This is a genomic window from Gordonia sp. p3-SID1431 (genome assembly GCF_025143765.1).
Lineage (GTDB): Bacteria > Actinomycetota > Actinomycetes > Mycobacteriales > Mycobacteriaceae > Gordonia > Gordonia hongkongensis.
Genome location: NZ_JAMBDT010000171.1, coordinates 1 through 5,080, shown reverse-complemented (window position 1 = coordinate 5,080; position 5,080 = coordinate 1). Strand labels below are relative to the sequence as shown.

General features: G+C 67.1%; 3 protein-coding genes. 1 reads left to right on the top strand and 2 read right to left on the bottom strand.

The window, feature by feature from the left end; translation table 11 throughout:
* Positions 1-427: 427 nt before the first annotated feature.
* Entirely contained in the window at positions 428-1,444 is a 1,017-nt protein-coding gene (locus M4D77_RS23415; protein ID WP_259937667.1) for a bile acid:sodium symporter family protein, read from the bottom strand.
* Positions 1,445-1,487: 43 nt separating this feature from the next.
* Positions 1,488-1,997, bottom strand: a complete 510-nt coding sequence (locus M4D77_RS23410; RefSeq protein WP_068970761.1) for an SdpI family protein — start codon at positions 1,995-1,997, stop codon at positions 1,488-1,490.
* Between the two features lie 107 nt (positions 1,998-2,104).
* Between M4D77_RS23410 and leuS the strand changes: the two genes are divergently transcribed.
* Complete coding sequence (gene leuS / locus M4D77_RS23405) at positions 2,105-4,987, top strand: leucine--tRNA ligase (RefSeq protein ID WP_259937666.1); 2,883 nt, start codon at positions 2,105-2,107, stop codon at positions 4,985-4,987.
* Positions 4,988-5,080 lie beyond the last annotated feature (93 nt).

The following is a 5,080-nucleotide window of genomic DNA, read 5'->3' as shown; positions in this document are numbered from 1 at the left end:
AGAACCTCCGCTCCCTGAGGAGGCCGGAGCTTGCGGAGGCCGTCACGAAGGGTCCTGGCGAGATGACGTCGCCAACCCTTCGAGGCCCGTCGACCTCGACGCGCTCCTTCGTCGCTTGCTCGACCCGGCGGCCAACGCTCCTCGCACCTCAGTATCTGCGGCCTGGCTGCCGTCGTGGGGTCGAAAGAACTGCATCGTTGCCGCCCTATCTTGAAGCGCAATCTCTGCCGAACTTGCGCTACTCGCGTGCACTGTGGCGCCGCATTCTCGTGACCGACGAACTTCAACTCGACTCCTAGACTTCGATCGAAGTCCATCGGTCGAGTTGAAGTCTGCCGGTCGCGGGCCCGGCGCCCTCCGTTGTTATCTGCTCTACCCGCAGGCCGCTTTTCGGACTCCGGAACCGCTGACCTGGCGTTCTTTCGGATCAGGGAGCCGGGGTGGGCGCGCCGGCCGCTTCGGCGTCGTCCGCCTCGCGTCCGTACCGGGTCGCCAGCCACGAGCAGATCATGAGCTGGATCTGGTGGAAGATCATCAGCGGCAGCACGATGAGGCCGACGGTGGTGCCGGCGAACAAGACGGTCGCCATGGGCAGGCCGGTGGCCAGGCTCTTCTTGGTGCCGCAGAACTGGATGGCGATCGTGTCGGCGCGATCGAAGCCGAGCCGCTTCGGGAGCCAGCCGGTGATCGCGAGCATCACGATGACGAGCAGCAGCGAGATGACGGTCACGGCGATCACCTGACCCACCTCCACCGACGACCAGATGCCCTGGACGACGCCCTCGCTGAACGCCACGTAGACGACGAGCACGATGGCGCCACGGTCGGCCAGCTTGGTGATCTTCGCGTGCCGGGTGAAGAACGGGCCGACCCACCGGCGGGCGAGCTGCCCGAGCAGGAACGGCACCAGGATCTGCGCGACGATCTTCAGGACCGACGTCGCGTCGATGCTAATGTCGCCGGCGTTCTGCATCAGCGCGACCACCAGCAGCGGGGTCAGGAAGACGCCGAGGATGTTCGACGTGGATGCGCTGACGATCGCCCCGGCGATGTTGCCTCTGGCCATCGAGGTGAAAGCGATCGAGGACTGCACCGTCGATGGGACCAGGCATAGAAAGAGCAGTCCGGCATAGAGGTCTTCGCCGATCAACGGCTCGACGACCGGCTTCAACGCCAGTCCCACGATCGGGAACACGATGAACGTGAAGGCGAGGATCGTGACGTGCAGCCGCCAGTGCCGGAGACCTTCGAGCGCCTCGCGTGGATGAAGTCGAGTGCCGTAGAGGAAGAACAGTGCGGCGATCGCGACGATCACCACCCAGTCGAGTGCCTCCGCCGCCGCGCCGCGAGCCGGCAGAAATGCGGCCACCGCGACGGCGATGCAGATGGCCAGGATGAAGCCGTCGATCGGAGAACGATCGAGGAGATTCTTGAGAGTACGCATGGATGTGCCCAGAGATCAGTGGTGTGAGACGACGCCGGCCGGCTCAGGCCTGGGCCGAGTCGCCTGCGCAGACGCCGCGCAACGAGCAGGCACCGCAGCTGCTGGTGCCGCAGTCGGCCGCCGGGTCCGAGGGGTTCTCGTCGGCGGCATGGCTGTGGGCGTCGCCGCCGGAACAGCAGGAACAGCCCTCGTCGTCGGCGGGTACGGCGGCAGCGGCGCGTACCCCGATCCCGCTGACCAGTCCGACCACCACGAGCGCGGCCACCAGCGCGACGAGTCCGAAGGCCAGTGCCCACCCGCCCGGGACGGCAAGGGTCGCGATGGCCCCCAGCGTGAGGATCACCGACGCGCCGAGGGTGCCCGGTCCGGCGATGCGGTTGGCGACGCGGAAAGCCTCGTCGGATCGCATGGTCTCCGCGGAGCGAACGCCGATCCAACGATTGCGCGGGAGGGTGCCGCGGAGTCCGCGGATTCCTACCACCGCCCAGAGTCCGGCCAGCACGAAGAGCAGTACGGCAACGGCGACGGACACGGCATTCACGACCCACAGCATACGACCGTGCGTCGTACCGAGGTGAATCGGTATCTGACGAGCCGGTGCCGCCCACGGCGGAGGCGACCGGATTGGGGGCGGCGACGGACAGGATTTACCCTGGTCGCGTGACTTCAGCCGAGAAGACGAGCGGCGACACCGCCGGCACGACCGCCCACCGCTACACGGCGGCGGTCGCCGGCGAGATCGAGCAGCGCTGGCAGCAGACCTGGTCCGACGAGCACGCCTACGAGGCGCCGAATCCCGTCGGGCCGCTCGCCGGTGACCTGTCCGCCTTCGGCGGCGGGGACGCCGACGCCGCCGACAAGCTCTTCGTGCAGGACATGTTCCCCTACCCGTCCGGCGCAGGCCTGCATGTCGGCCACCCGCTCGGCTTCATCGCGAGCGATGTCTTCGCGCGCTACCAGCGGATGACCGGTAAGAACGTGCTGCACACGATGGGCTTCGACTCGTTCGGGCTGCCCGCCGAGCAGTACGCGGTGCAGACCGGCACCCATCCGCGCACCACCACCGAGCAGAACATCGAGCGCTACCTGGGCCAGATCCGACGGCTCGGGCTGGGCCACGACGAGCGCCGTCGGGTGGCCACCACCGATGTCGACTTTTACCGGTGGACCCAGTGGATCTTCCTGCAGATCTACAACGCCTGGTACGACGCCGACCAGGGCAAGGCCCGGCGCATCTCCGAGCTGGTCGACGAATTCGCCTCAGGTGCACGAGCATTGGGTGGAAAGCACGAGGGGCGCAGCTGGGCCGACCTCTCCCCCGCCGAGCGCACCGAGATCCTCGACGACCATCGCCTGGTGTACCTGAGTGATTCGCTGGTCAACTGGTGCCCGGGGCTGGGCACCGTGCTGGCCAACGAGGAGGTCACCGCCGACGGCCGCAGCGACCGCGGCAACTTCCCCGTCTTTCGGAAGCACCTGCGGCAGTGGATGATGCGGATCACCGCGTACTCCGACCGGTTGCTCGACGACCTGGATCTGCTGGACTGGCCGGAGAAGGTCAAGACCATGCAGCGCAACTGGATCGGACGCTCGCGCGGCGCCCAGGTGCGGTTCGACGTGCCCGGCGTCGGCGGCATCGAGGTGTTCACCACCCGTCCCGACACCCTGTTCGGCGCCACCTACATGGTTCTCGCGCCCGAGCATCCGCTCGTCGGCGACCTCATCACCGGAGCATGGCCCGAGGGCACCGATGATCGCTGGACCCGCGGCGGGGCCGACCCCGCGGCCGCGATCGCGGAGTACCGCGCGTCGATCGCCGCGAAGTCCGACCTCGAGCGCCAGGAGAACAAGGAGAAGACGGGCGTCTTCACCGGCAGCTTCGCCGTCAATCCCGTGAACGGAGAGCAGGTTCCGGTCTTCGTCGCCGACTACGTCCTCATGGGCTACGGCACCGGCGCGATCATGGCGGTCCCGGCCCACGACGCCCGCGACCATGAGTTCGCGACGGTGTTCGGACTGCCGATCCGCGAGGTGATCGGCTCCGACACCGACATCGCCACCGAGGCGTACGTGGGCGACGGACCCCTGGTGAACTCCGGGTTCCTCGACGGTCGCAATGTCGAGGACGCGAAGGCGGCGATCGTCGAACGTCTCGAAGCCGACGGTGTGGGCACCGGGAGAATCCAATACAAGCTGCGCGACTGGCTGTTCGCCCGTCAGCGTTACTGGGGCGAACCCTTCCCGATCGTCTACGACGCCGCCGGACAACCTCACGCGCTGCCGGAATCGATGCTGCCGGTGGAGCTTCCGGAGGTCGACGACTATGCGCCGGTGTCCTTCGACCCCGACGACGCGGACAGCGAGCCGTCGCCTCCGCTGGCGAAGGCCACCGAGTGGATGACGGTGGAGCTCGACCTGGGCGACGGTGTGCAGACCTACACCCGGGACGCCAACGTGATGCCCCAGTGGGCGGGCAGTTCGTGGTACCAGCTGCGCTATATCGACCCCACCAACTCGGAAACCCTGTGCGCCAAGGAGAACGAGGCGTACTGGATGGGCCCCCGGCCGGCACTGCACGGCGAGAACGACCCGGGTGGTCTTGACCTCTACATCGGTGGTGTCGAGCACGCGGTACTGCACCTGCTGTACTCGCGGTTCTGGCACAAGGTCCTGTTCGACCTCGGATACGTCACGAGTCGCGAACCGTACCGAAAGCTGTTCAACCAGGGCATGATCCAGGCGTACGCCTACACCGACTCGCGCGGCATCTATGTGCCCGCCGAAGAGGTCACCGAAGAGAACGGCGAGTTCTTCTACAACGGTGAGAAGGTTCGCCGGGAGTACGGCAAGATGGGCAAGTCCCTGAAGAACTCGGTGGCGCCCGACGACATCTGCCGCGACTACGGTGCCGACACGCTGCGCGTCTACGAGATGTTCATGGGTCCGCTCGACCAGTCACGGCCGTGGGCCACCAAGGACGTGGTGGGGTCGCAGCGATTCCTGCAGCGCATCTGGCGACTCGTCGTCGACGAGGAGTCCGGTGCGCTCCGGGTCGCCGACACCGCGCTCGACGACGACACGAAACGGTTGCTGCACAAGACGATCGCCGGCGTCCGCGAGGACTACGACGCGTTGCGCAACAACACGGCGGTCGCCAAGCTCACGGTGCTGACCAACCACCTCACCAAGAACTTCGAGAAGACCGGCGCTCCGCGGGAGGCCGTCGAGGCGCTGGTGATCATGCTGGCTCCCCTGGCGCCGCACATCGCCGAGGAGCTGTGGCATCGGCTGGGTCGGAACACCCTGGTGGTGCGGACCGCATTCCCGGTCGCCGATGAGGAGTGGCTGGTCGAGGACACCGTCGAGATCCCGGTTCAGGTCAAGGGCAAGGTCCGCAGTCGGATCACCGTCCCGGCCGACGCCGACGAGGAGACCCTGCGTGCCGCCGCGCTCGCCGACGAGAAGATCGTCGCGCTCCTCGACGGCGCCGAACCCCGCAAGGTCATCGTGGTGCCCGGCCGGATGGTGAACATCGTTCCCTGACGGCACCTCTCTGATCCGAGTGGGCCGTACTCATGCTCCCTGAGGTGCGAGCGAAGCGAGCCACGAAGGGCTTCGCAAGGTGTCTCACCAGGC